The sequence below is a fragment of the Amycolatopsis umgeniensis genome (assembly GCF_014205155.1).
GTDB lineage: Bacteria > Actinomycetota > Actinomycetes > Mycobacteriales > Pseudonocardiaceae > Amycolatopsis > Amycolatopsis umgeniensis.
Genome location: NZ_JACHMX010000001.1, coordinates 761657 through 787034, shown reverse-complemented (window position 1 = coordinate 787034; position 25378 = coordinate 761657). Strand labels below are relative to the sequence as shown.

Genomic DNA, 25378 nt, shown 5'->3' with positions numbered 1-25378 from the left:
GATCAGTGAAACCGTTGAATCCCGGCGAACCCCGCCAGATCGGCCCGTACCGGATCATCGCCGAGCTCGGTGAAGGTGGCATGGGCCGGGTCGTGCTCGGCCTGGCCCCGGACGGCAGGCTCGTCGCGGTCAAGCAGCTGCACGCCCAGTTCGCGCACGATCCCCGCTTCCGCGAACGGTTCCGGCGCGAGGTCGCCACCTCGCGTCTGGTCTCCGGTGCTTACACCGCCGCCGTGATGGACGCCGACGCGGAGGCGGAAACGCCATGGCTCGCCTCGGTCTTCGTCACCGGGCCGTCCTTGAAAGAGGCGGTGGACGCCGCCGGACCGCTGCCCGCCGGATCGGTACGGCTGCTCGCGTCCGGGCTCGCCGCCGCGCTGACCGAGATCCACCGTGCCGGGCTGATCCACCGGGACCTCAAGCCCAGCAACATCATCCTGACGAGTGACGGGCCCAGGGTGATCGACTTCGGCATCGCCCGGGTGGCGGAGGAGGCGCAGGAACTCACCGGAACGGGCGCGATCATCGGGTCGCCCGCGTTCATGTCGCCGGAACAGGCGGGCAGCGGGCGGGTGACCGGGGCGAGCGACGTGTTCTCCCTCGGCGCGATCCTGGTCATGGCGGCGACCGGCCGCGGCCCCTTCACCGGACCGACCGCACCGCAAACGCTGTATAACGTCGTGCACGCCACCGCGGACTTCGCCGATGTCCCGGAGGAGATCCGGCGGCTCGCCGAACCGTGCCTGGCCAAGGATCCGGCACGCCGGCCGACCCCCGGCCAGATCCTGGACCATCTCGGCCCGGTCCCGCCGGGTGTGGCTCCGTGGCCGCCCGCCGTGCACGCCCGGATCCGGCAGCAGGACGCCGAGGTGCGCTCGGTGCTGGCCCTGCCGCTCCCGATCTGGCGGCCGCCGCCGAAGAAGATGGCGCCGCGGACGAAGAAGATCCTGTTCGGCTCGCTCGCCGCGGTCGTTCTGCTCGTGACGGCCGGAATCGTCGCGCTCGGCCTGTCCGTCGCCGAGTACGCCAAACCCGAGTCTCCCGGCACGACTTCGCTGGCGGCGAGCGAGGCGCTCAGCCCGGAACGTCTGCGCCTGGTGGATCCGTGCAAGGTGCTCGCCGGCAGGTTCGTGCAGGAGTTCGGGACCCTGAAGGCGGAAACGGGTCCGATCTACCCCGCCCGCTGCAAGTACACCGGGCTCCGCGACGCCTCCTTCGAGATCCGGATCGGTGACGGTGTGAGCAACGTCGAGAGGACGGACCGGACCGCCGAAGGGCTTCCGTTGCTGCGCAGCACGATCAGCGGCGGATGCGATTCGATCGTCCAGCTCCCGTCGGACCGGCGGCTCGGCGTCGTCGTGTCGCATCCGGGCAAGGACGGCGACCTCTGCAAGGCCGCCGACGACATGCTGACGGCCGCCCTCGCCCGGTTGCGCACGCACGAGGTCGATCGCACCGGTGACCCGGCGAGCCTGCTCCCGCTCGACCCGTGCGCCGTCGGCGATCCGGCCGTGCTCTCCAAGAACATGCCCAACACGCAGCCCGTTCCGCGGACGCTGCGGATCTGCGAATGGCAGGGCGGCGGGGACATGCTGACCGTCGAGCTGCAGCGGGGCGCGTACGTGCCCGAGGGTTCGCCTGTCGACCTCGGCAACGGCGTCACCGGCGACAGCCGGGAGTTCGGCGGCTCGAACTGCGCTGTCACCTGGCAGCACCGGCCGCTGCCGGACCGCGAGGCCGAAACCGTCGCCGTCCGCCTGCTCGCCCGGGAGGGGAGCGCGAGCCCCTGCGGCCGGGCGACGGAGATCGCCGTCTCGATCGTGCCGAAGCTCCCGAAGCCCTGAGCTTCCTGGGCTTTGATCGCGAGGGGAACCCCTTTGCGAGCCCGGAAACGGGTCCGCTAAGCTATCTCCAGTACGAACAACTACATCACGCGCGTTTAGCTCAGCGGGAGAGCGCTTCCCTGACACGGAAGAGGTCACTGGTTCAATCCCAGTATCGCGCACCAGGTTCGCTTCCCCAGGTGAGCCGGAGTTCGTACCGCGGGCGATTAGCTCAGGGGGAGAGCGCTTCGTTCACACCGAAGAGGTCACTGGTTCGATCCCAGTATCGCCCACCGCGGTGAAGGCCCCATCCGATCAGGGTGGGGCCTTTTGCGTTGCCTAGGTGGCCCCACGTGCAATAGGCCTTGAGTGCGGTGTCGCGAGCACCGATCCGTTCTGACCGTGTTCTCCGCTGATGGCCATGTGAGGGTGTCTGTCGCGGTGTCCTGAAGGTCCCCTTTGAGGACGCTCAACGTCGCAAAGGGGGCCTTCAGGACACCGCACCCGTCTTGCTCGTTCGCGCCCCCGCCCGGCCGGAATGGGGACCGGACACTAGGGCTGCGGACTCGCGTGACGAGAGGGACGACACGCGTGATCAGACGGACGACGCGTGTGTCCGAGCGCTCAGCGCAAGGCTTCGATCATCGGCGTGAGTGTGTCCATGGTCGTGGCTAGGTCGGCTTGGGAGTCAGGGGAGTGGGCCAGCCAGACGGCGGCCTCGTTCATCGCGCCGGAAAGCAGGCGCACCAACGGTTCGACGGGCCGCTTCGCCAGGACACCCTCGGCCATCAGCCCGGTCAGCGCTTCGGCGAGGTGGCGAGCGGAGGACTCCTCGTCCAGTTCGCGCCAGTCCTGCCAGCCGACCACCGACGGACCGTCCAGCAGCATGATCTGCTGCGTCTCCGGATCGGTCGCCGCGGCGAGGAACGCGCGGCATCCCGCCAGTAGTCCCGACCATGAGTCGGGTGCGGCGTCCGCGGCCCGCGCGATCTTCTCTCCGACGTCGTGCTGCACGACGCCGAGTACGTGCCGGAACAGTTCCGCTTTGCTGCTGAAGTGGTGGTAGAGCGCGCCTTTGCTCACGCCCGCGGTCTGCGCGATGGTCTCCAGCCCGACGTTGCCGTACCCGTGTTCGGCGAACAACCGGCGGGCAGTGGTGGTCAAGGCCTCCATCGTCTCTTCGCGCTGCTGCTGCTTCGTGCGGCCCATATCCGGAATCTTGACATACCGACCGTCGGTTGGCTACTTTCGTAGAAACAAACCGACGGTCGGTATTGTTCGCGAGACAAGGCGGCACCATGCGTTTGACCAGCTTCTATCCCGTACTCATGACCGAGAAGATCGCCGAGACGCGGGACTTCTACCGTGACCACTTCGGCTTCGAGCTCACCTTCGAGGCCGATTGGTACGTCAGCCTCAAACGCGGCGAGTGGGAGCTCGCGATCCTCGCGCCGGGGCACGGCACCATCCCCGGCGGCGCGGGCAAACCCGTGCAGGGACTGCTGCTGAACTTCGAGGTCGAGGACGTCGACGCCGAACACCGGCGGCTGGTCGAGGAAGCGGGGTTGCCCGAGGCGCTTTCTTTGCGCAGCGAGGAGTTCGGGCAGCGGCACTTCATCGTCGCGGACCCCAACGGTGTGCTGATCGACGTGATCCAGGAGATCCCGCCGACAGGTGAGTACGCCGGGCAGTTCACCGACGAGGCGCGCCCGCGCTGACGAGGACGGCCACCAGGAACAGTCCACAAGCGACAGCCGCCGACACCTGGAGCCCGGTCGTACAAGCGACCCGCGCGGCTTCGAGCAGTTCGTCGACCAAGGGCGACGAAAGCCCTGCGGCAGCCGTCTCCGCCTGAGCGGGCCCGGAGACAGCGAGCTGCCGCGCCGCGTCGGGTACCCCGGCCGGAACCGCCAGGTGTGCGGCGTACACCGCCGCAGCGAGAGAACCGAACAGCGTCGTGCCGAAACCCGCGCCCAGTTCGTAGCCCGTCTTCTCCACCGCCGCGGCGCCGCCCGCCTGGTCCGCCGAGGTCGCCGAAAGCAAGGTGTCGGTGCTCGAAGTGAGCGCGAGCGCCATTCCCAGCCCCATTCCCGTCAGTCCGGCGCCGAGCAGCATCGGTGACGTGAGCGCGGCCGATCCCACCGCCGGGACCAGCAACGACACCGCGGTGACGGCGAACCCGGCGGTGCGGACACGGGCGTTGCCGAACCGTCCCAGCAGCGAGGGGGTCACCACGCTGCCGACGGCCGACGCGCCCAGCACCAGGAGCAGCCGGGACGCCGCCGCCGTCGGGGAGAGGCCGAGCACCACTTGCAGGTACTGGGCGAACAGCAGGCCGAGTCCGACCAGCGTGCTCATCACCAGCAGGACCCCGCCCACCGCGGCCCGCACCCCGGGCAGCTTGAACAGGGCGAGGTCCAGCAGCGGCGGGTCGGTCCGACGCTGGCGGCGCAGGAACAGTCCGATGAGGACACAGCCGGTGACACCCGAAGCGACGGCTGTCGGCCACGAGCCCGGATGTCCCACGGCGAACGCGATCCCGAGGACACCGCCCGCCGCGAGGGCGGCGCTCAGCGCGTCCCACGGCCGCCGCCCGGGCGGAATCCGGGGGAGCCATCGCAGGGCCGGCGCCACCGCCGCCAGGATCACCGGCGGGTTCAGCAAGAACGTGGCACGCCAGCCCCACGTCTCGACGAGCACCCCGCCGAGGATCGGTCCGAACACCGAACCGGTCCCCGCGATCCCGCTGCACACCGCGATCGCCGTGCGGCGAGCCCGCTGCTCCGGGAAGAGCTCGCGCAGCAGCGACATCGTCACCGGCATGATCATCGCGCCGCCGCAGCCGAGGAGGGCGCGAAAGGCCAGCAGTACCGGGACATTCGGGGCGAACGCGCAGCCGAGCGACGCGATCCCGAACACGACGTACCCGGCGACCAGTACGCGTCGCCGTCCATAGCGGTCGCCGAGGGTGCCGAACGGCAGCAGCAGCGGCGCGGCGGTCAGCGGGTAGATCGCCACGATCCACACCTGGGCCGCCGCGCCCGGCCGCAACTGCCGGACGAGGTCGGGCAACGCGACGTGCAGCACGGTCGCGTCGACAGCCACGAGGAAGAGCCCGGCGCCGAGTACCGCCAGCAGCGGCCAGGCGCGGTCGACCGCTCGCTCGGCCCGGGCCGTGGTCACAGGAGTTCCGCCAGATGCCTCGCCACGACATCGACGTGCGGCGGGTCGACCACCGACAGGTGATGCGCCTCGACCGGCACGATCTCCAGCTCCGGGCACAGCTCCGCCCAGCCCGCCGCGAGATCGGTGCGCGAATACCGCGGTTCCATCGCCAGCCCGGCCGCGTACTGCTCGACAGCCCGGTAGAGCACGACCCGGCCGTCGTAGCGGCGGGGTGTACCGCGTTCGGCTGCCAGCGTGTCCAAAAAGGACTGACGCTGGTGCCGGAGCACGCCGGGGCTGAGCAGGCCGGCTTCGGCGACCCGCCGCATGGTCAGCTCGATCTGCTCCTCTTCGGGCAGTGGCGCCAGTTCCTCGTGCCCGAGCCGGACTTCGCGGCCGTAGGTCCCTTCGACGTAGCCGGTGAACCGCAGGAATCGCCGGGCGGACGACGCTCGCGAGTCGAGGTCCGGCTCCGGGAGCGGGAGCATGGTGTCGATCAGCGCGACGAACTCGACCTCCTCGCCTTCCTCGGCGAGCCGTGCGGCGACGCCGTAAGCCAGCGCCCCGCCGAACGACCAGCCCGCCAGCCGGTACGGCCGGTCGCGGCGTTGCTCCCGCACCAGCGGCAGCAGATGCTCGACGCGTTCCTCGATGCTGACACCGGGAACGCGTTCGAACCCGACACACGGCACGGCGGTGGGCAGCCTGTCCAGCAGCGGCCGGTACACGGTGCAGGTGCTGCCACCGGGGTGGAACAGCAGCAGTGGCGCGACGCCGGTGTCACCGGGAGCGAGGACGTGCACCGGTCCCTTCTCTTCCCTCGTGTCGAGGACGGCTCGGGCGACGTCCGCGATGGCGGCGAGGGAGTCGTGCCGAAGGAGTTCGGCGGCGTCGACAGGGGTGTCGAGTTCGGTACTGAGCCCGTCGGCGAGCAGTTCGGCCAGCCTGTCCGGTGTGCCGGTCTCGGTCAGCCGGACGTGCGTGCCGCCCGCGTCGACCCCGGTGTGCTCGAGCCAGAGGCGCAGCACCAGCCGGTCCGCCGCGTCCCACGCCCGGCCCCGGGCCGGACGCGGCTCCTCGTCGTCGCGTGGCGCGAGATCGCGGCTGAGGTCGGCGAGGGTGGCACCCCGGAGCACGCTGACGGCGTCGGGTTCGGTGCCGAACTCCCGGCGGACGGCCTCCCGGATCCGGTTCGCCATCAGGGAATCCAGTCCGAGTTCCACCAGCGGGACGTCGGCGTCGATGCGCTCGGGCCGCAGGCCCATGACCGCGGCGACGATCTCGGTCAGCCGATCACCGCCACCGCCGCGCGCGGGCTCGGGTTCGGTCGCGCGTGCGGCGAACGACGGCGGCTCCTCGGCGGCGGTGTACCAGTGCCGTTCGTGCCGCCACGGCATCGGCGGGACGTCGACCAGTCGGGCGCCGTCGTCCGGGTCGGCGGGGGTGATCCGGGTGCCCGCGCAGTAGAGCTCGGCCGCGGCGGCGCCCAGCGCGCGGACCTCGTCCTGGCCCCGCCGCAGGGTTCCGGTGACGACGGCGTCGTGGATCCCTTCGGCTTCGAGCGTTCGCGCCACCGAACCCCGCAGGATCGGATGGGGTGACACTTCGAGGAAGACGCGGTGCCCGTCCGCGGCGGCGGCCGCCACGGCCTGCCGGAACCGCACCGGGCGGCGCAGATGCGAGGCCCAGTACCCGGCGTCGAAGTCCGGCAGATCGCGCGGATCGGCGAGAACCGTGTCGTACCAGGGCACCGTCGGACGGCGGCCGCCCAGTTCGTCGAGTGCCTCCCGCAGCGCGGGCAGGACGGGGTCGACGCGGACGGAGTGCCCGGCGACCTCGACCGGCAGCAGCCGCGCGGTGAGGCCGGCGGCCTCGAGTTCCGCGACGAGCAGGGCGAGGACGGTCGCGTCCCCGGCCACGGTCAGCTGACCCGGCGCGGATTCGACGGCGAGTTCGATGTCCGGGTACAGCTCCAGTTCCTCGGGCGCCAGTTCGACGGCCGCCATCGCCCCTCCAGGGCCGATGGTGCCCAGGAGCCGGGCACGGGTCGCGACGAGATGGACGGCCTCGTCGGGGGTGAGCACGCCGCTCACCACCGCGGCCGCCGCGGAGCCGAGCGAGTGCCCGATGACGGCCGCGGGCCGGATGCCGAGTGCCTCCCACTGGGCGGCCAACGCGATCTGCGTCCCGAAGATGGCCGTCTGGGTTTCGGGAAGGGACAAGGGGTTCTCGGTGCTGAGCAGGGCGCGCAGCGATCGGCCGGTGTGCTCGGTGAACAGGTCGTGGAGCTTGTCGACCTGGGCGGCGAAGGCGGGCTCGGCGGCCAGCAGCCCGCGGCCCATCCCCGGCCACTGGGAGCCGTGGCCGGAGAACACGAAGACCGGTCCGTCGGTGGTCATGGCGCTGCCCGCGACAGCGCCCGCCGGCAGCGGATCGGCACCGGCGCCGACGGCGCGCAGCAGTACCGCCAGTTCGGCGGTGTCCCCGGCGACGACGGCGGCGCGGTGCGGTCCGCCGTTGTCGCGCCGGAACAGGGTGTGGGTGACGTCGGCGAGGGCGGGTGACGGCGTGGATTCCAGCCAGTTCGCCAGCTGGGTCGCGCGTTCGGTGAGGCGATCGCGGGAGCGGGCGGACAGCAGCCCGATCCGGACGTCCGCGCGGTCGGGCGCCGGCTCCGGTTCCGGGGCCTGTTCGAGGACGACGTGCGCGTTGGTCCCGCCGAACCCGAAAGCGGACACCCCCGCCGTGGCGCGGCCGGAACGGCGGGGCCACGGCGTCGCTTCGGTGACCACCTTCAGGCGCAGGTCGTCGAACGGGATGTGCGGGTTGGGCGCGGCGAAGTGCAACTGGGGCGGCAGCTCGCCGTGGGTCATCGCGAGGACGACCTTGATCAGCCCGGCGATCCCCGCCGCCGCCTCCGCGTGCGCGATGTTCGTCTTCACCGAACCGATCAGCAGCGGGGCGTCGACGGGCCGGTCCTTGCCGAGAACCGCGCCGAGCGAGCGAGCCTCGATCGGGTCTCCGAGCAACGTTCCGGTGCCGTGCGCCTCCACGTAGTCCACAGTGGACGGGTCGAGCCGGGCGCCGTGATACGCCGTACGAAGCATGTCTTGCTGCGCGAGGGGGTTCGGCGCCGCCAGACCCTGCGACCGGCCGTCGGAGTTGACCGAGGTGGAGCGGATCACCGCCAGCACCCGATCGCCGTCGTATTCGGCGTCCGCCAGCCGTTTGAGCACGACGACGCCGCACCCTTCGGCACGCGCGATGCCGTCCGCGCCCGCGGCGAACGTCTTGCAGCGGCCGTCGTCCGCGAGCAGGCCGGCCGCGGCGAACGCGGCCGTCGGCCCCGGCAGGAGCATGAGGTTCACGCCGCCTGCCAAGGCGAGTTCCGCCTCGCCGTCACGCAGCGCGCGCACCGCGTGGTGTACCGCGACCAGGGACGACGAGCAGGCGGTGTCCACCGCCATGCTCGGCCCGCGCAGGTCGTAGACGTAGGACAGCCGGTTGGCCGAGATGCTCCCGGCCGCGCCGGTGGCCGTCCACAGGTCGACGCCGCCGCCCGCCATCGTGAGATGTCCGTAGTCGTGGGTGGAGATCCCGGTGAACACGCCGGTCCGGCTGCCGCGCAAGGAGGCCGGGGCGATCCCGGCGTGTTCCAGCGCCGCCCAGGCGACCTCCAGCAGCATGCGCTGTTGAGGGTCCATTGTGGACGCCTCGCGCGGGGTGATGCCGAAGTGATCCGCGTCGAATCCGGCCACGTCGTCGAGGAATCCCCCGACGATCGGTGCCGCGTCGGCGGTCCAACGGCCCGGCGGCGCCGTCCGGACAGCGTCCCGTCCGCTGCGCAGCAGGTCCCAGAATTCGTCGAGGCCGTTCGCGCCCGGCCAGCGGCAGCCGAGGCCGACGACGGCGATCGGATCGGTCCGGCGACGGTCTGTGCCGGGCTGTTCCGGTTCCGGTTCGGTGGCGCCGGTGAGGGAACGGGCGAGGTGGTCGATGGTCGGGCTCTCCCACAGCAGGGTGGCCGGGAGCGGTGTGCCGAGCAGGTCTTCGAGGTCCGCGGCGATGCCGACGGCCTGACGGGAGGACAGGCCGTAGTCGCTGAGCGGACGGTCGGCTTCGAGCCGGGACGGGTCGACACCGGTGTGCTCGGCGACGGTGTCGAGCAGCCAGCGGCGCACGGTGGGAGTGTCGAGCGAAGGGTTTCTCATCGCACCAAGGCCTTTCCGTAATCGCCGGCGAGGTAACGGTCGCGGCACGCGCCGCGCGCGATCTTGCCGCTGGAGGTTCGCGGGACCAGGCCCGCGGGGACGAGGACGACGTCACGCAGCGAAAGCCCGTGCGCGTCGGAGACGAGCCGCCGGATCGACGCGGCGAGCGCCCGTTCGTCCTCCGTGGTCAACGCGGTGTGCCCGCGGTGTTCGGCGACGATGACCGCGGCTTCGGTGTCGGTGCCCGCGACCGCGAACGCGGCGACGCTGCCCGGCCGGATGTCGCGGTCGGCCGAGGCGGCCGTCGCTTCGACGTCCTGCGGGTAGTGGTTGCGGCCGTCGACGATCAGCAGATCCTTGATACGGCCCGCGATGTAGACCTCGCCGTCGTGGCGGACGCCGAGATCGCCGGTGCGCAGCCAAGGCCCCGCCGGGAGCCCGTCGTGGTCGCCGGTGAGCCGGGCGCCGAAGGTTTCGGTGCTCTCCAGCGGTTTCTGCCAGTAGCCGGTGCCGACGTTGGGCCCGTGGACCCAGATCTCGCCGACCGAACCGTCGTCCAGCGCGACACCGGTTTCCGGATCGACCAGCGCGACGTGCTGACCCACCGGGACACCGCAGGCGACCAACCGGAGGCCGTCGTCCGCCTGCCGCGCCGTCCCCGTTCCGAGTTCGGCGCGGTCGAACGTGGTGACGCGCGGGGGAGCGCCGGGGCCGGTGGTGACGAACACGGTCGCCTCGGCCAGCCCGTAGGAGGGCCGGGTCTTGTCCGGCGTGTACCCGGAAGCGGCGAAGGCGGCGTGGAACCGGTCGAGCACGTCGGGGTTGATCGGCTCCGCGCCGTTGACGATCGCGGCGACACGGTCGAGGCGCAGTTTGGCGCGGTCTTCTTCGCGCACCCGGCTCGCGGCGTAGTGGAACGCGAAGTTCGGCGCCGCGCTCCAACTCCCGTTGTGGTCGCCCAGCAACTCCAGCCAGCGCACCGGCCGTTCGATGAAGGCCAGCGGATCCATCAGCACCGACCGCATGCCCATCGCCAGCGGGGTGATCAGGCCGAGAACGAGACCCATGTCGTGGAACAGCGGCAGCCAGGACACGGTGGTTCCCGACGGTTCGATGCCGAGCCCGTGCACCGCCTGGCTCACGTTGGACAGCACGTTCGCGTGGGTGAGCACCACGCCGGCCGGGCTGCGGGTGGAACCGGAGGTGTACTGCAGGTACGCCACGTCGTCCGGCGCCGCTTCCGGGGCGGGCCACGCGCGGACCGGAGCTTCGGCGGGCCGGTCGGCCGCGACGACGGCGACACGCTCGCCGCCGGGCAGACCGGCCAGGAACTCGCGGACCTCGTCCTCGGCCGCCGCGGTGGTGACGACCGCGGTGGGGGAGCAGTCGGTCAGCACCGCGGCGAGGCGTCCGGCGTGCCCGGGCAGCCCGGGGTCGAACAGCGGCACGGCGATCGCGCCCGCGGTGATCGCGCCGAGGAAGGCGACGACGTAGTCCGCGCTCTGCGGGCACAGCACGGCCACCCGGTCACCGGGCCGGACGGGCAGCGCCCCCGCGACGGCGTCGACGCGCTCTTGGAGCTGTTTCCAGGTCAGGGTCCGTCGTCGCCCGGCGCGATCGGTCGCGAAGTCGGCGAAGGTCAGCGCGGGCCGGTCGCCGTCGACGTCCGCCCAATGCCGGAGGCAGGCGGGGAGGGTGGGGCCGGCCGTGGCGGGCAGGTTCTCGGGGGCCAGGGACATGGCGGTCTCCTCGGGGTTCGGTCGTGCGGGGGTTCAGCGGCCGAGCGGTCCGGCGGCGTGCCGCCAAGCGGCGACGGCGAGGGTGTCGAGATCGAGGCCGGTGGTTCCGGCGTCACGAAGTACGACCAGTACGTCGTCGGCGGCGATGGCGACGGTGCGCAGACGCAGTCCGGGCAGCTCGGGGGGCTGGCCGGGGAGCGTCAGGAGTTGTTGGTAGGAAAGGGTTTTCGCGCCCGGCACGGTGGGCGGGGGCTGGACGGTGACGGTCGACACCGCGGTACCGGCCGCGTCGTCGACCGTCACCTGGGAGCACCGCGCGGCCTGTGCGGCCCAGGCCGTCAGGTCGGGCGGGTTCGTCGTGCGGGCGACGAGTTCGGAGACCTGGCCGCCGGGCACCGCCGACTGGAAGCCCTGGCCTGCGGCGCCGGTGCCGATCAGCCTGCCGTGGACGACGTCCTCACAGCCGCCGACGTCGACCCGGCTCTCCTCGCGGTCCGGGGTGGACAGTGCCGAGGCCAGGTCGAAACCGTCGCGCGCGGACGCGTGCGGGACGGTCTCCGGCGGTAGCAGGGCGGCGGGCGGAACGACGGGAGAAGGCGGTGCCGCGGCCGCCTGAATCGATTCTCCGGGTACGCCGGAAATGGTGGCCAAGGCGGCGGCGGAGACGGCGAGCGCACGAATTCGGGCAGTCATGAATAGCCCTTTCGGAAGGGTCCTGATGGGGTCGCGGTCCCTTCGGTGGGACACAAGCGCCGGGGTCGCGTCAGTGGACGCCGAACCCGGGCGGCATGACGAAGGCTACGACGGGAAATCGAATACCGGAAGGTGTCAAGAGAACGTAAATGTCCTTCGTGTACTGGGTGTGACCTGGGGCTTCCGGACTTTTTGCAGGTGTGCGAGCCAATCTGGTACCCCCGTGCCACTGTCGCTCACCGTCCGTGAGCGACGGGTCACCCTGATGGGGGAGGCCGACGCATTTTTTGTTTCCCTGGCATTCACATTGTCCTCCCGGATTGTGAGCAGGACAATTGCTCGGAGGGGGTTCTTCCGCTTAACGTGTCGACACCTCCGGATTTCTTTGCCGGGTAATCGCCGTCACATTTTCGAATTCTGTCGAACGACCGGGACAAAGGATTGCGTATGCGCACTACTTCGAGGCGGCTCTGGGCCGTCGCGCTGCTGACGGCCGTGACGTGCTCGCTGACCGGCGTCGTCACCGCCCCGGCGAGGGCCGAGAGCGGTGTCCCGGACGCCCGCGCCGACGACGGCTCGCACGTCGTCGCCCAGACCACTGTGGACGGTGACCCTCGGATGCTGGACCTCACCGTGCGCTCGGTCGGCGTCGGGAGCTACGCGATGGTCCGGCTGATCCTGCCGTCGGGGTGGGACGCCGAGCCCGGCCGCAAGTGGCCGGCCGTGTACCTGCTCGCGGGGGAGACGCGGCTGCAGGACTACCGCGGCTGGACGGCCAACACCGACATCCGGAAGCTCGCCGACGACTCCGGCGCCCTGGTGGTGATGCCGGGTTCCGGTTCCGCGGGGTTCTTTTCCGACTGGTGGAATCACGGTAAGGACGTCGTTCTCAATCAATGGGAGACCTTCACCGCCGTCGAGATCCCGCAGCTGATCGATCGCGCCTATCGCGGGGACGGGCGGCGGGTGGCCGCCGGGCTCTCGCTCGGTGGCTACGGCGCGGTGGAACTCGCCGCCCGGCGGCCGGGGGTGTTCCGGTTCGCCGGATCGTTCAGCGGCAACCTCAACCCCACCGGCCCGTACGGCGAGCTGCTGACCAGCGCGATCGTCGCTTCCGCCAGACAGGATCCCGAGGCGCTCTGGGGTGACCGGCGGCGCGAGGCGTCCCGCTGGGACGCGCACGATCCGCTGGTGAACGCCGATCGCCTGCGCGGTACCGAGCTGTACCTGTCGACGGGGAACGGTCTGCCGGGGCCGTTCGACGGGAAGCTGCCGATCGACGTGCTGCCCGGCGCGATGCTGCTCGAATTCCTGTGCTCCGGTCAGACGACGGCGATGGCGGACCGGCTGAACCGGCTCGGGGTCCCGGTCATGACGGACTTCTACGGGCCGGGCACGCACCATTGGGCGTACTGGCAGGACCAGCTGCACAAGACCTGGCCGCGGATGCTGCGCGCGCTCTCCGCGCCGGTGAAGGCGGGGGAGGTGTCGTGACACGTCCGTCCTTTGTGGTCACCGGCGCTTCGAGCGGGATCGGCCGTTCCTGCGTGACCGAACTCGTCCGCCGGGGTGCCCACGTCTGGGCCAGTGTGCGCACCGACGCGGACGAAACGGAACTCGCCCGTACGTACGGCGAAGCGGTCACCGTGCTGCGGATGGATCTCCGGGACACGGCGTCGATCGCGGCGTGCGGGGAGAAAGTCGCGGCGGCGGGGCCGTTGCGGGGGTTGGTGAACAACGCGGGGATGGCCCGGCCCGGACCGCTGGAACACGTCCCGCTCGAGGATTTCCGGCAGCAGCTGGAAGTCAACGTCACCGGTCAGCTCGCCGTCACGCAAGCGATGTTGCCCGCGTTGCGCGCCGCGTCGGCCGCCAGGGTGGTGACGGTCGGGTCGATGGGCGGGCGTATCGCGGGGCCGATGGTCGGGCCCTATCACACGTCGAAGTTCGCGCTGGTCGGCTTGACCGACAGCCTGCGCGCCGAACTGGCCCCGTCGGGGATCGGCGTCGTGCTCGTCGAGCCCGGGGCCGTCGCCACCTCGATCTGGCCACGCGCCCGCGCCGCCGCAGAGGAGGTGCGCGCCGCTTTGCCGGAAGCCGCGAGGAAAACCTATGCGGCACAACTGGAAGAGGCCGAACGCAGCGCGGAACGCTCCGCGCGGGCCGGGGTGCCGCCCGAGCGGGCGGCACGGGTCGTGGTCCACGCGCTGACCGCTCGTCGCATCGCGCCGCGGTACCTGGTGGGCAGGGACGCGCGGATCGCCGCGGTGCTGGCGAACCTGCCGTTCCGCCTCCGCTACCGGTTGACGGCGGCGAAGCGGTGACCCGGCTGGTCGTGATCGTCGCTCCCGGCTCGCGGGGCGACGTTCAGCCGTGTATCGCGTTGGGGCGCGGTCTCGACGGTGATCGGGTGCGAGTGCTGGCGGCCGAGCGGTTCCGGGAACTGGTGACCGGATACGGGCTTGAGTTCGCGCCGCTTTCGGCCGATCCCGGTGAGATCCTCGGTTCCGACGGCGGTCGCGAATGGACCGAGGGCGGTCGCACTCCCGCGACGTTCTTGCGCGGGCTGCGAGGGGCGCTGGCACCCGTGCTGGAACGCCTGCTGGCCGACGTCCAGCGAGGAGCGGCAGGCGCGGACCTGGTGCTCGCGCCGACCTTGGGATTCCTCGGCGCACATCTGGGCGCCTCGCTCGGCGTCCCCGACGTCGAACTGCACTACCAGCCGAGCGTGCCGACCCGGATGTTCGCGCATCCGCTGCTGCCGTGGGCCGCCAGGCTCGGACCTTGTGGGCGGCGGCTGAGCTTCCGTGCCGTCGACACCGTCGCCTGGCAAGTGCTGCGGCCCGAGGTGGACCGCTGGCGAGACCGGTCGCTCGACCTGCCGCCGGCGGGCTGGTGCGGACCCCGGCGGAAGGAAACCCCGGTACTGTGCGGATTTTCCGACGCCGTGGTGCCCCGGCCGAAGGATTGGCCAGTCCGGGTCCACGTCACCGGGTACTGGTTCCTCGATCCTCCCGTCGCGTGGCGGCCGGACCCACGTCTGCGCGACTTCCTCGCTTCGGGGCCGCCTCCGGTGTACGTCGGTTTCGGCAGCATGCGGCCGTCGGAGGCGGAGCGGACGTTCGCCGCCGTCCGCACGGCGCTGCGCGGGTTGGGGTTGCGCGGTCTTCTCGCCACCGATGCGGAGTCCGACGACGAGGACTTGCTGACGATTCAAGACGTTCCGCACGCGTGGCTCTTCCCGCGTACCGCCGCCGTCGTGCATCACGGTGGCGCGGGGACGACCGCCGCGGCGCTGCGGGCAGGCGTCCCGTCGCTGGTCTGCCCGGTCTTCTCCGACCAGCCCTACTGGGGCGACCGGGTGTCGCGTCTGGGCGCCGGGCCCCGGCCGCTGCCGTTACGGGAGCTCACCGCGGACGCTTTGACCGCGCGTCTGCTGGAGCTGTCCGGCAATCTGCTGTTCCGTCGCGAGGCGCAGTACGTGGCCGCGCGGTTGCGTGAGGAGGACGGAGTGGCTCGGGCCCGTGAGGTGCTGTTGACGGTGTCGTGACGCGCGGTTCAGGGCCGTGAAGGACTCCTTGCCTACTCTGAAGGTAGGGAAGGAGTCCTTCACGGACTTGCGAGGCTCGCCACGGCGGCCCCAACACTCGTACGGTCGCAGAATGAATCTGCGCTCAGCACTCTGGCTGCCGATCTTCGACGAGCTGGCCGACCCGGTGATCGTCGCGCGCCTCGCCGCCGAGGCCGAAGAAGCGGGCTGGCACGGCCTGTTCGTCTGGGACCACATCCGCTGGCAGGAGCCGGTGCGCGCCGTCGCCGACCCGTGGATCACGCTCGCCGCCGTCGCGTCCGCCACCGAGAACCTCGTCTTCGGGCCGATGGTCACGCCGCTCGCCCGCCGTCGTCCGGTCAAGCTCGCCCGCGAGACGGCCACTTTGGACCGGTTGAGCGGCGGAAGGCTGATCCTCGGCGCGGGACTCGGCAGTGACCGGTTCGGCGCGGAGTTCTCGAAGACCGGCGACGAGCTGGACGATCGCAAACGCGGCGAGATGCTGGACGAGTCGCTCGAGATCCTCACGGCCGCTTGGTCCGGTGAACCCGTACGGCATCACGGAAAGCATTACACGGTCGACGACATCACCTTCCTGCCTCGTCCCATGCGGCCGGTTCCCGTGTGGCTGGCGGGCTTCCCCGGGAAGGTGAAGCCGATGCGCAGGGCCGCCCGGTACGACGGGTTCTTCCCGGTGAACCTGCCGCACGCGGACGAGTTCGCCGAGGCGGTCGAGACGATCACCGCGTTGCGTGAGGACGACGAGGCGCCTTACGACTTCGCGATCGGTGTCCCGGCGGGCACGGACCTCGCGCCGTATGCGAAGGCGGGGGCGACCTGGTGGATGGCCGAGTTCCCGTGGGACGACCTGTCCGTCGACGCGGTGCGCGGCGTGCTGCGGGACGGCCCGGCCTAGGGGAAGGCGTCCTTCAGCCCCATCTTTAACATCTCTTTACCAAGTGGCATACTGGACCGACGAGGGGAGTACTTCCCAAGAGTCTGCCCGGTCAGTACGGACACCCCGCTGGTGTCCCCGGGAGGCCGCCCCGCCGGGCGAAGGAGACCTCGAACTTCGAGTTCGAGGAGGCTCCATGTCCGACTCCGTGGGATCGCCGGGGTTGTGGGCGATCAGCATCGCCGTCCTGCTGGCACTGCTCGTCGCCGATTTCGCCGTCACCCGCCGACCCCATGAGGTGTCGATGCGGGAGGCGGCGGGCTGGTCGGTCTTCTACCTCGCGCTCCCCGTGGTGTTCGGGCTCTGGTTGTGGCTGGACTTCGGTGGTGACCAGGCGATCGAGTTCATGACCGGCTTCGTGGTCGAGAAGTCCCTGTCGGTCGACAACCTGTTCGTCTTCATGTTGCTGCTCGCCGCCTTCGCGGTCCCGTCGGCCGTCCAGCAACGCGTGCTGCTGTACGGCATCGTCGGCGCGCTGGTGCTCCGCGGTGTGTTCATCGCGGCGGGCGCCGCGATGCTCTCGGCCGGCACCTGGGCGTTCCTCGTTTTCGGCCTGATCCTGTTCGCCTCGGCGATCAAGATCCTGCGTGAGGCCATGTCGGAGGGCGAGAGCGAGATGGACCTCTCACAGTTGCGGTCCGTCCGGTTGCTGCGCAGGCTGATGCCGGTCACCGACGACTACCGCGGCACCCGGCTGACCGTACGCGAGCACGGACGCCGCGCGCTCACTCCGCTGGCGGTGGTGGTCGTCGCGGTGTTCGCCACGGACGTGGTGTTCGCGGTCGATTCGGTGCCCGCCGTCTACGGCATCACCGAGGACCCGTACCTCGTGTTCGCCACCAACGCCTTCGCCCTGCTGGGCCTGCGCGCCCTCTACTTCGTGCTTCATTCGGCGCTGGCGAAGCTGATCCACCTGAACCACGGCCTCGCGATCATCCTCGCCTTCATCGGGGTGAAACTGGTCCTGCACTGGGCACACGGGATCTGGCCCGCCGTGCCGCAGGTCCCGACGCCGGTCTCGCTCGGGGTGATCATCGCCGTCCTGGTCGTGGTTTCGTTCACCAGCCTGTACGCGCGCCGTCGTGAAGACGCCCGGACGGCACAGGAGTGAGCGATGATCACCGGACTCGTCATCGGCTTCCTGATCGACATCGCGGTCGCCGCGCTCTTCCTCGCCGCATTGCTCCTGGTCTTCGCGGCGATGCGGCCGCCTCATCCGCCACGTGACCCCTGACAGTGTCCGAATGCTGGCGTGTCGGCTGTCCGAACCGGCGGCGGGTCCGGTACGGCCGGTAGGCTCCCGGTGGTTGAGAAGACAGCCGTCTTCTGTTCGCGCGCCGGAAATCCGGTGAGGAAAGGTGGCTGTCCGTGTCCAACGCCGTGCGGCACGGCGAGCAGTCCCCACCTCGCAGACCTTCGCCGCAGCTGGACCGCTTGCATGTCCTGCTCGTCGAGGACGACGACGGCGACGCGCTCCTGGTCGAAGAGATGCTGGCGGACGCGGCCGAGAGCCTCGAACGGGTCGTGCTCGACAGGGCGACCACGCTCGAACAGGCCCTCGCCCGGCCGATCACGGCCGATTGCGTGCTCCTGGATCTCCAGTTGCCGGACGCGACCGGGCTGGCCGGTCTGACCCGGTTGCGGCAGCACGCGCCCTCGACGGCGGTGATCGTCCTGACCGGCCGCGAAGACGAGGCGCTCGGGGTGTCCGCGCTGGGTGCCGGCGCGCAGGACTACCTGGTCAAGCACCACGTCGACGGGCAGCTGCTCGCGCGGACCCTGCGGTACTCCTGGGAACGCAGCCGCGCCGAACGTATCGAGCAGCAACTGCTGCAGCACCAGTTGCTCGCCAGGGAGAACGCGCGCCTCGAACGCGGCCTGCTGCCGACACCGCTGGTCACCGACCCCCGGCTCGGTCTCGCGGTGCGGTACCGGCCCGGCCGGAACGGGGCCTTGCTGGGCGGCGACTTCTACGACGCCGTGGAACTCCCCGACGGCACCCTGCAGCTGGTCATCGGGGACGTGTGCGGGCACGGCCCGGACGAGGCGGCGCTCGGCGTCGCGCTGCGGATCGCGTGGCGTTCGGTCGTGCTCGCCGGGCTGCCCATGGCGGAAACGCTGGCGATGGTCGAAAAGATGCTGCAGCACGAGGCGTTGGGCCCGCTGTTCGCCACCGTCTGCATGATCACCGTCGCCCCGGACCGCCGGTCCCTGCGAATGACCCTGGCCGGGCATCCGCAACCGCTGCTGGTCGACGATTCGGGCGGCAGGCTGCTGTCCCGAGAAGCGCTCGGCCCACCGCTGGGTGTCGCGCCGGGCACCGGGTGGCGGGAGCTGACGGTGCCGATGGGGCCGCGATGGTCACTGCTGCTGTACACCGACGGCCTGTTCGAAGGGCGCGTCGAGAACAGCGGTGAACGGGTCGGACTCGAGCGGATGGCCGAGGCGGCGCTGAGCAGCCTCGACGCCGCGGGAGGTTCGGACAGGGCGCTCGACCACCTGATCAGCGAGATGGACGTCCTGCACGGCGGACCGCTGGACGACGACGTCGCGCTGGCACTGCTCACGTTCGACGCCGAGGAGCCGCCCCGATGAAGCGCGATGCCCACGACGACGTCTGGTCGATCAGGCGCTGGGCCGTGTTTTCCGGGGTGATCGCTTCGCTGCTGATCGGTGGCGCGATCGTGGCGGGGTCGGTGGCCTTGACCAACCTCACCGATTCGCGTGCCCGGCTGCTGGACGTGACCGGTCCGCAGGTCCTGCAGTCCACCGCCCTTTCGACGGCGATGCTGAACCAGGAGACCGGCGTCCGCGGGTACATCCTGGCGGGCCGCGCCGAATTCCTCGAGCCCTACCGTGACGGGCTCAGAGCGCAGGACGTCGCGGTCGCGGAACTGCGGCGGCTCGGCGCGACTCCCGGCACGATCATCGGCGACGACCTGGACCAGGTACTGCGCGCCGCCACGGCCTGGCGCCGGACGGTCATCGAGCCGGTGCTCGCCGGCGCGCCCGCCACCGGGGAACAGGTGGAGGCGAGCAAACCCCTGTTCGACGGGGTGCGCAGCGCGATGACAGTGCTGCAGAGCCGCCTGGAAGGGGAGCGGCTGGACGCACGGGAGGACCTGTCCTCCGCGGCCGACGTGCTGCGCGTGATGCTCGTCGCCATCGCGGTGCTGCTCTGCGCGACACTGGCCCTGGTGTTCTTCCTCTTGCACCGCAAGCTGATCAGGCCGATCCGCCAGCTGGCCGGGGAAGTGCGCGACGTCGCCACGGCCGATATCCACCGTGAGGTCCGCGGCTCCGGCCCCAAGGAGATGCGCGAACTGGCGTCCGATGTGGAATCGCTGCGTTCGCGGATCCTCGAGGAAGTCACGCATCTCGAGCGCGCGCAGGAGACCATCGTCGTCCGGACCCGTGAGCTGGAGCGGTCGAACTCGGATCTGGAGCAGTTCGCCTACGTCGCCTCGCACGACCTGCAGGAGCCGCTGCGCAAGGTGGCCAGCTTCTGCCAGCTGCTCCAGAAGCGGTACCAGGGGAAGCTGGACGAACGCGGCGACCAGTACATCGGATTCGCCGTCGACGGCGCGAAACGGATGCAAGCGCTGATCAACGATCTGCTCGCCTTCTCCCGGGTCGGGCGCCGTCCGGGGGAGAGCGTCCTGCTGGAGTCCGGGAGCCTGCTGGACACCGCGCTCGGCAATCTCGAAGACGCCATCGCCGAATCCGGCGCCCGGATCACCCGCGGTGAACTTCCCGCCGTGCGCGGGGAGAAGTCCCTTCTGACGGCGGTCTTGCAGAACCTGGTCGGCAACGCGGTCAAGTTCCGGGGAGAGGATCCGCCGGAGATCGACGTCTCCGCGGAACTCGACGGCACGGACTGGCGATTCTCCGTCACCGACAACGGAATCGGCATCAGCGACGAGTACGCCGAGCGGATCTTCGTGATCTTCCAACGCCTGCACGGCCGCGGCGACTACCCCGGCACCGGGATCGGCCTGGCGCTGAGCCGCAAGATCGTCGAGCACCACGGCGGGAGGATCTGGCTGGACACCACCGTCACGGCCGGAACCCGCTTCTGCTTCACCCTTCCCGCAGACCAGAACTCCAGCGAAGGAAACGAACAAGCATGACCGACTCCCTGGAACCGATCCACATCCTGCTGGTCGAAGACGACCCCGGCGACGTCCTCATGACGCAAGAGGCCTTCGAGCACCACAAGATCCGCAACACCCTTTCGGTCGTCTCCGACGGCGAGCAGGCGCTGCAGTTCCTGCGCCGCGAAGCGCCGTACGAGGACGCGGAACGCCCAGGCCTGATCCTGCTCGACCTGAACCTGCCCCGCAAAGACGGCCGTCAGGTGCTCAGCGAGGTCAAGGCGTCACCGGAGCTGCGCAGCATCCCCGTCGTCGTGCTCACCACGTCCGAAGCCGAGGAGGACATCCTCCGCAGCTACGACCTGCACGCCAACGCCTACGTCACCAAACCGGTCGACTTCGACCGGTTCATCGACGTGGTGCGCCAGATCGACAACTTCTTCGTCACCGTGGTGAAACTCCCGCGCTGACCTCAGGGGAAGCGCAGCACGGTGATCCCGGCCAGCACGAAGAACACCAGCACCACCAGGGTGCTGCTCTGCCCGCCGGACGAACTGGTCACGACCTGGTCGACGGCGCCGGTCAACCGCACGCCGCAGTCCGCGACGACGGTGTGCCTGCCAGCCTCGATCCGGGTGAACTCGACAGCCGCGGTGAAGGACCCGGTGCCGTCGGCGTAGGCACCGCCGACGCGGTCGCCGTCCGAGGTCAGGGTGACGCGCTCTCCCGGCAGGCAGCCCGTGCCTTTCGCGGACAGCTTGTCACCGGGCTGCACGCTCGGCCGGTCGAGGACCAGGTCGTTCGGGCCGGGCGGGGTGCTGCTCGACGAGGGGACGTCCGTCGTCGGCGGGGGAGTGTCCGTTGTGGACGGCGGTGTCGTGGTGGGCGGGGTCGTCGTGGTGACCGGTGTGGTCGGCGTGGTGGTCGTCCCCGGTCTGGTCGGGACGGTCGGGGTGGTCACCGGGACGGTCGGTTTGGTCGTCGGCGGCACCTTCGTCGTCGGGGGAGCCGTGGTCACCGTCCCGGTCACGCGGTAGGTCGCGCTCCCGGTCAGCGGCTGGCCGGTCCGTGCGTTCGTGCAGTTGCCCGTGACCGTGTGGCCACCGGGTGTCGCGTTGCCCGGCACCGTCGCCCCCACCTGTCCACTCGGGGCACTGACCGACGTGATGGCCGCTCCCTCCCACGTGAAAGAAATCGGCCCTTTGCACGGGGAGAAATTCCAGGAAATGGTGAAAGAACTCCCGGCGGGTCCACTCGAAGGTTTCAAACCAACCGTGGACTGATAAGGGGACTGTTGCGCGTTTCCCGCTCCCACCTGGGAAAGCAGGAACAACAACCCGGTCACGGTGCCGAATATCAGGCGAACCACGATACGCATTGGGCGTCCCTCTCCGGTAAGTGCTCGCTGTAGCATTCCGGACCAGTCGGATTGTGCAAACAGGGGATACGCAAAATGGGACGTGTCATCGCGGCAGGGGTTGCGTTGGGTTTGTGCGTGGTCCTCCTGGGCTCGCCACCGGCCACTGCGGACAGTGGCGGCGGTACTGACGGTGGCGGGCTCGAACTGGCGGTCACGCTCGACGACCGGCCGATCGCGAACGCCACGGTCACCGTCGATCCGGCCAAGCAGATCGAACTCACCGTCACCGCCACCAACGGCGGTGGGACGGCGCTCAAGGTCCGCAGCGTGCGGGTGTCCGGTGTCGCGCTCGCCCTGACGTTCTTCGCCTACGACACCACGGCCCCGTTCGAGGTCCCCGCGCACAGCCGGGTCACCAGGACCTTCGTACTGGACATGGCCGACCTCTCCGGCCAGGCGATCGGGCTGCTCCCGTCGACGGTCGAACTGCTCGACGCCCAGCGCGGCACCCTCGGCGAGGCCACCACGGTCGCCGACATCCGCGGGTCCTTCTGGTCCGTCTACGGTGCCTTCGGTCTCGCGATGCTGGTGCTCACCGTGCTGGCTTGGCTGACAGCCCTGCTCGCGCTCGCCCGCCATCGCCTGCCCGCGAATCGCTGGGGACGCGGCCTGCGCTTCCTTCCCGCCGGATTCGGCACCGGGCTCGTCGCCGTCGTCTCGCTGTCCGTGCTGCGGCTCGTCGCGCCGGAACCGGCGGTCGAGATCCCGGTGGTACTCGGCGCCGCCGTCATCGCGTTCCTTCTCGGCTATCTGACGCCGCATCCGGCGCCGGGGCCCGCCGATGACGAAACGGTCCGCTTTCCCGACGGCACCAAGGAATTCACCCCATGAGCGCACCCGCCGAGGTCGTCGCCGCGTTGCCGCAGTACGAGATCGGGGCCGCGATCGGCCAGGGCGGGATGGGGGTCGTCTTCGCCGGCGTCCACCGTTCACTGGGCCGCGACGTCGCCATCAAACAGCTGCCGTGGGACGTGCTGAACCACGCTGTCAGCAGCCAGCTCTTCGACCGCGAAGCGCGGGTGCTGGCCAGCCTCGACCACCCGCATATCGTGCCGGTCTACGACTACGTGCGCACCGGCCGCGAGCATCTGATGGTGATGGAACGTCTCGACGGCGGCACGGTGCACAGCCGTTTCCAAGCCGGGGGAGTCGGCGCGGAGCAGGCCTGCGCGATCGGGCTGGCGATGCTCGCCGGGCTCCACGCGGCGCACGAAGCGGGTGTGCTGCATCTGGACGTCAAGCCGAAGAACCTGCTCTTCACCACACAAGGCGTGATGAAGGTGGCCGACTTCGGCATCGCGAAGGTGATCAGCGAGGGTGCCACGCTGGTCACCCACGGTGGCGAAGTCCTCGGCACGCCCGCCTACATCGCGCCGGAGCAGGCGATGGGCAACGCGCTGAGCCCTGCCGCCGACGTCTACTCGGCGGGCACGGTGCTCTACGAACTGCTGTCCGGGAAGCTGCCGTTCGACAACACGCGCGGCGCGATCAGCATGATGCGCCAGCACATGTTCACCGACCCGCGCCCGATCGACGGGGTGCCCGCGCCGCTCGCGATGGTCATCATGCGCAGCCTCGCGCGCGAACTCGACTCCCGCTATCGCGACGCGGAGACGTTCGCGGCCGACCTCGCCTCGGCCGCCACCGCCGTCTACGGGCCGGGTTGGCTGGAACGGTCGCGGGTGCCGGTCCGGCACCTCACCCCGCGGGTGATCTCCGCGCTCAGCACGCCGGTCGCCGTGCCGGTTCCGGCCGGGGACGGCCCGACGAGACCGGTCCACCGTCCCACGCCTGATCCGACCTTGTCGGCGACCCGGGCGGCGTTCGAGCCCGAACCCTTCGAGCCCCAGACCGCGGAACCGTCGAGTCCGGTGCTCTGGTTCCGGCTGGCCGCGGCGGCCGCCGCCCTCGCGCTCGTGGTGCTCGCGCTGCTCAACCCGGAGCGGCAGCCACACGAGCCTTCGCTCCTGGCCGTCGACCTCGCCGTCGTTTCGTCGTCGCCGGAAGTGGACTTCAGCAAGACGTTCACGTTGACGGGTAAAGGGAATCCGGGGCAGGTGAGCCTCGATCTGACGGCCGCGGGGATTCCCTTGGGGTCCGCCACGGCGACACCGAAGTTCGAAGGCGACTCGTACAGCGCCGATCTCCGGTTCCCCGGGCTCACCCGGTGGATCGTCGGCGGTGCCGTCACCGCCACGGTGACGGCCGGCGGCGTCACCGAGACGTTCACCCTGCGCACCCATCAGCATCCGCTCGCGAGCGCGCTCGGCGCGGGCAGCCTGATCCTGGCGCTGTTCGCCTTGGCGTACCTGGAATCCGGGCTGCGGACCCTCCGCAACGGCCACCGCTGGCGGGGCGCGCTCGTCGGCGGGCCGATCCTCGGCCTGCTGTTCGGCGCGGCGGCGTGGTTGTGCGTCTCGGTGCTGCGGGTGCGCGAACCCGCGGTGCTGTCCGGCGTCGGCTGCGCGATCGCGGGGGCGGTGGCGGCGGGCTTCGTCGTCGCGGCCGCCCGTGCCCGCCGTACCCGCTGAAGCCCCAGGGGGCGCCCCGGTCTTCCCGGGCCGCCCCCTGTTCCGGGATCAGGACTTGCGGTGCTTGCCTTCGTCGTCCGTGACCTCGAACTGCTCCTTGCGGACCTTGCCGGAGATCGTCTGGTCCTCGGTGACGGTCTCGGTCTTGAGCCGTGCCCGCTCGACCGCGACGGTTTCCTTATTCACCACCGGTTTCTCGGCGTGCAGGGTGACTTCCTGCTCGTCCTCGGCGATCTCGGCACGCCCGCCGCTCGCGTTCGTGATCGGTTCCCGTTCGATGCGCACCTCTTCGTGGCTGACCGGGACGGTGACCTGCTGCTCCTCGGTGACGACGTACTTGCGCAGCCGGACATGGCCGGTCTCGACCTGCTCGGTGCCGACGTTCAGCCGCTCCTCGGACCGGGTCATGGTGTGCTCGGCGTCCCGGTCCTTCTTCCCGGCGCCCGCGTCCATCCCGGGCTTGCCGCGACCGGTGCCGCCCATGGCGCCGGGACGACCCTGGCCCTGGCCCTGAGCCCGGTCGTCCATCCGGCCGTCCGGCGACGTCCGCGGCATCGGCAGCCCGTAGTGCTTGTACAGCTGGGCGCTCTCCTCCTGGGAGAGGTGGCCGTCGGCGTCGATGCGGGGCGCGTCGGAGACGGCGTCCTTGTCGACACGGACGTGCACGCCGTCCTTGTCCGCGTGCGCGCCCGAGAGCGGGACGAAACTCTCCTTGGTGCCGAACAGGCCCGTCTTGACCGTGATCCATTCCGGCTGGTGCGTCGCGTCGGCGAGATAGACGTTGCCGACCTTTCCGAGCTTGTTGCCCGTCGGATCGACCACGGCACTGTCGATGAGTTCCTGCGGCTGCATGGTCTTCGCCATCGGTCCTGCTCCTCTCGAACGATGTTGCTGCTGAAGCCCACCGTCAGCCGGGCCGGTGATCACGGCAACCGTCGTGGTGCTCCTGTGGGTGACCCCGGAAAGTGGTGGTTTGAAGCCGGGCTCGCGGGCTAGGAGCGGCGTGTCGTCGCAGGTGGAAGGGGGTGCTCGCGGGGTGACCGGCGGTCTGGAGTTGGTGCGAAGGTGTGGATCTCTTCCCGAGCGCCCGCGGAAAACCGGATGCGCGGATCTCTGCGCTTGCCCTAACCTCGTGATCGTGATGCAGCCACTGCTGTTCCTCTGAGGAACGACGCCTCCACCGGTACCGCGAGCCGC

At 70.5% G+C, this 25378-nt stretch carries 19 protein-coding genes and 2 tRNA genes; 14 read left to right on the top strand and 7 right to left on the bottom strand.

The window, feature by feature from the left end; all coding sequences use genetic code 11:
• Positions 1 to 5: 5 nt before the first annotated feature.
• The 3 genes from HDA45_RS03445 (at position 6) to HDA45_RS03435 (ending at position 2116) form a co-directional block, all read left to right on the top strand.
• Positions 6 to 1844 (top strand): protein kinase domain-containing protein, encoded by a 1839-nt coding sequence (locus HDA45_RS03445; protein ID WP_184891845.1) that lies wholly within the window; start codon positions 6 to 8, stop codon positions 1842 to 1844.
• Between the two features lie 89 nt (positions 1845 to 1933).
• Positions 1934 to 2008: transfer RNA gene (locus HDA45_RS03440), tRNA-Val, on the top strand.
• Positions 2009 to 2044: 36 nt separating this feature from the next.
• A tRNA-Val gene (locus HDA45_RS03435) sits at positions 2045 to 2116 on the top strand.
• A 331-nt stretch (positions 2117 to 2447) separates the two neighbouring features.
• Here the strand turns inward: HDA45_RS03435 and HDA45_RS03430 are convergent.
• Positions 2448 to 3032 (bottom strand): TetR/AcrR family transcriptional regulator, encoded by a 585-nt coding sequence (locus HDA45_RS03430; protein ID WP_184891844.1) that lies wholly within the window; start codon positions 3030 to 3032, stop codon positions 2448 to 2450.
• An 89-nt stretch (positions 3033 to 3121) separates the two neighbouring features.
• On the opposite strand from HDA45_RS03430, the gene HDA45_RS03425 reads away from it, so the two are divergent.
• Entirely contained in the window at positions 3122 to 3541 is a 420-nt protein-coding gene (locus tag HDA45_RS03425; RefSeq protein ID WP_184891843.1) for a VOC family protein, read from the top strand.
• Here HDA45_RS03425 and HDA45_RS03420 read toward each other — a convergent pair.
• Genes HDA45_RS03420 through HDA45_RS03405 form a run of 4 tightly spaced genes read right to left on the bottom strand, consistent with a single transcriptional unit; the run spans position 3516 to position 11631 of the window.
• The gene (locus HDA45_RS03420) at positions 3516 to 5006 is read right to left on the bottom strand and encodes an MFS transporter (RefSeq protein WP_184891842.1); all 1491 of its coding nucleotides are present in this window, start codon (positions 5004 to 5006) and stop codon (positions 3516 to 3518) included. The genes HDA45_RS03425 and HDA45_RS03420 overlap by 26 nt on opposite strands.
• A complete protein-coding gene (locus HDA45_RS03415; RefSeq protein ID WP_184891841.1) occupies positions 5003 to 9199 on the bottom strand; it encodes a type I polyketide synthase in 4197 nt (1398 codons plus the stop codon). Before HDA45_RS03415 ends, HDA45_RS03420 begins: the two co-directional genes overlap by 4 nt.
• Positions 9196 to 10938, bottom strand: a complete 1743-nt coding sequence (locus HDA45_RS03410; RefSeq protein WP_184891840.1) for a fatty acyl-AMP ligase — start codon at positions 10936 to 10938, stop codon at positions 9196 to 9198. Before HDA45_RS03410 ends, HDA45_RS03415 begins: the two co-directional genes overlap by 4 nt.
• A 33-nt stretch (positions 10939 to 10971) precedes the next feature.
• Entirely contained in the window at positions 10972 to 11631 is a 660-nt protein-coding gene (locus HDA45_RS03405) for a hypothetical protein (RefSeq protein WP_184891839.1), read from the bottom strand.
• 447 nt (positions 11632 to 12078) lie between these two features.
• On the opposite strand from HDA45_RS03405, the gene HDA45_RS03400 reads away from it, so the two are divergent.
• From HDA45_RS03400 to HDA45_RS03365, 8 genes are all read left to right on the top strand, one after another.
• On the top strand, positions 12079 to 13125 hold the full coding sequence (locus HDA45_RS03400; protein WP_184891838.1) for an alpha/beta hydrolase: 1047 nt from the start codon (positions 12079 to 12081) through the stop codon (positions 13123 to 13125).
• The gene (locus tag HDA45_RS03395) at positions 13122 to 13955 is read left to right on the top strand and encodes an SDR family NAD(P)-dependent oxidoreductase (protein ID WP_184891837.1); all 834 of its coding nucleotides are present in this window, start codon (positions 13122 to 13124) and stop codon (positions 13953 to 13955) included. The genes HDA45_RS03400 and HDA45_RS03395 overlap by 4 nt, the downstream gene beginning before the upstream one ends.
• Complete coding sequence (locus HDA45_RS03390; RefSeq protein ID WP_184891836.1) at positions 13952 to 15181, top strand: nucleotide disphospho-sugar-binding domain-containing protein; 1230 nt, start codon at positions 13952 to 13954, stop codon at positions 15179 to 15181. Before HDA45_RS03395 ends, HDA45_RS03390 begins: the two co-directional genes overlap by 4 nt.
• A gap of 112 nt (positions 15182 to 15293) precedes the next feature.
• A complete protein-coding gene (locus HDA45_RS03385) occupies positions 15294 to 16097 on the top strand; it encodes an LLM class flavin-dependent oxidoreductase (protein WP_184891835.1) in 804 nt (267 codons plus the stop codon).
• Between the two features lie 175 nt (positions 16098 to 16272).
• The gene (locus HDA45_RS03380; protein ID WP_184891834.1) at positions 16273 to 17247 is read left to right on the top strand and encodes a TerC/Alx family metal homeostasis membrane protein; all 975 of its coding nucleotides are present in this window, start codon (positions 16273 to 16275) and stop codon (positions 17245 to 17247) included.
• Between the two features lie 257 nt (positions 17248 to 17504).
• Positions 17505 to 18731: a SpoIIE family protein phosphatase gene (locus tag HDA45_RS03375; RefSeq protein WP_184891833.1), complete on the top strand. Its 1227-nt coding sequence runs from the start codon at positions 17505 to 17507 to the stop codon at positions 18729 to 18731.
• A complete protein-coding gene (locus tag HDA45_RS03370; RefSeq protein WP_184891832.1) occupies positions 18728 to 20266 on the top strand; it encodes a sensor histidine kinase in 1539 nt (512 codons plus the stop codon). Before HDA45_RS03375 ends, HDA45_RS03370 begins: the two co-directional genes overlap by 4 nt.
• Positions 20263 to 20700 (top strand): response regulator, encoded by a 438-nt coding sequence (locus HDA45_RS03365; protein ID WP_184891831.1) that lies wholly within the window; start codon positions 20263 to 20265, stop codon positions 20698 to 20700. The genes HDA45_RS03370 and HDA45_RS03365 overlap by 4 nt, the downstream gene beginning before the upstream one ends.
• Positions 20701 to 20702: 2 nt before the next feature.
• On the opposite strand, the gene HDA45_RS42255 is transcribed toward HDA45_RS03365, so the two are convergent.
• On the bottom strand, positions 20703 to 21368 hold the full coding sequence (locus HDA45_RS42255) for a hypothetical protein (RefSeq protein WP_246480592.1): 666 nt from the start codon (positions 21366 to 21368) through the stop codon (positions 20703 to 20705).
• A gap of 315 nt (positions 21369 to 21683) precedes the next feature.
• Here HDA45_RS42255 and HDA45_RS03355 point away from each other — a divergent pair, with 315 nt between their 5' ends.
• Positions 21684 to 22481 (top strand): hypothetical protein, encoded by a 798-nt coding sequence (locus HDA45_RS03355; RefSeq protein WP_184891830.1) that lies wholly within the window; start codon positions 21684 to 21686, stop codon positions 22479 to 22481.
• Positions 22478 to 24181 (top strand): serine/threonine-protein kinase, encoded by a 1704-nt coding sequence (locus HDA45_RS03350; RefSeq protein ID WP_184891829.1) that lies wholly within the window; start codon positions 22478 to 22480, stop codon positions 24179 to 24181. Before HDA45_RS03355 ends, HDA45_RS03350 begins: the two co-directional genes overlap by 4 nt.
• Positions 24182 to 24229: 48 nt before the next feature.
• Here the strand turns inward: HDA45_RS03350 and HDA45_RS03345 are convergent, their stop codons facing one another.
• The gene (locus HDA45_RS03345) at positions 24230 to 25045 is read right to left on the bottom strand and encodes a DUF2382 domain-containing protein (RefSeq protein WP_184891828.1); all 816 of its coding nucleotides are present in this window, start codon (positions 25043 to 25045) and stop codon (positions 24230 to 24232) included.
• Between the last annotated feature and the right edge of the window lie 333 nt (positions 25046 to 25378).